At 49.2% G+C, this 786-nt stretch carries 7 tRNA genes; all 7 read left to right on the forward strand.

Going from position 1 to position 786, the window contains the following annotated elements:
• The first annotated feature begins 102 nt into the window (after positions 1-102).
• The 7 genes from CN288_RS07505 to CN288_RS07535 all read left to right on the forward strand — a co-directional run bounded on the left by CN288_RS07505 (position 103) and on the right by CN288_RS07535 (position 763).
• A tRNA-Gln gene (locus tag CN288_RS07505) sits at positions 103-177 on the forward strand.
• Positions 178-182: 5 nt separating this feature from the next.
• A tRNA-Lys gene (locus CN288_RS07510) sits at positions 183-255 on the forward strand.
• A gap of 15 nt (positions 256-270) precedes the next feature.
• Positions 271-351, forward strand: a tRNA-Leu gene (locus CN288_RS07515).
• A gap of 3 nt (positions 352-354) precedes the next feature.
• A tRNA-Leu gene (locus CN288_RS07520) sits at positions 355-440 on the forward strand.
• A gap of 94 nt (positions 441-534) precedes the next feature.
• Positions 535-611 (forward strand) — tRNA-Arg (locus CN288_RS07525).
• Positions 612-614: 3 nt separating this feature from the next.
• Positions 615-691: transfer RNA gene (locus CN288_RS07530), tRNA-Pro, on the forward strand.
• Position 692: 1 nt separating this feature from the next.
• Positions 693-763: transfer RNA gene (locus CN288_RS07535), tRNA-Gly, on the forward strand.
• Positions 764-786 lie beyond the last annotated feature (23 nt).

A 786-nucleotide genomic window follows, 5' to 3' on the forward strand; every position in this document is an offset into this window, starting at 1 on the left:
CCCGGTCGGGACCGCCATTTTAACTGCTGCTATTGAGCAGTTGTTTTTTATTGCTTATTGTGATATGATGTTTTTTGTCGCTAAATAAAGAATATTTTTTGATGGGCTATAGCCAAGCGGTAAGGCAACGGACTTTGACTCCGTCATGCGCTGGTTCGAATCCAGCTAGCCCAGCCATTCACGAGCCATTAGCTCAGTTGGTAGAGCATCTGACTTTTAATCAGAGGGTCGAAGGTTCGAGTCCTTCATGGCTCACTCTTTTTTATTTTCGCGGGTGTGGCGGAATTGGCAGACGCACCAGACTTAGGATCTGGCGCCTTTGGCGTGGGGGTTCGACTCCCTTCACCCGCATATGCGGTCGTGGCGGAATGGCAGACGCGCTAGGTTGAGGGCCTAGTGGGGGAAACCCCGTGGAGGTTCAAGTCCTCTCGGCCGCACCAAAGAAAAAATAAAAAAAGTACTTGCATTAGAAAAACTAATGTGATAAGATAATTGAGTCGCTGAAAAACAACGACGACAAAACAACTAGATTAAGCGCCCGTAGCTCAATTGGATAGAGCGTTTGACTACGGATCAAAAGGTTAGGGGTTCGAGTCCTCTCGGGCGCGCCATTACGGGAAGTGGCTCAGCTTGGTAGAGCACCTGGTTTGGGACCAGGGGGTCGCAGGTTCAAATCCTGTCTTCCCGACCACGCGGGTGTAGTTTAGTGGTAAAACAAGAGCCTTCCAAGCTCTGGTCGAGAGTTCGATTCTCTTCACCCGCTTTTAGTTCTTTGAAAACTGAACG

The sequence above is a fragment of the Bacillus sp. AFS023182 genome (genome assembly GCF_002560575.1).
In the GTDB taxonomy this organism is placed as follows: domain Bacteria; phylum Bacillota; class Bacilli; order Bacillales; family Bacillaceae_G; genus Bacillus_A; species Bacillus_A arachidis.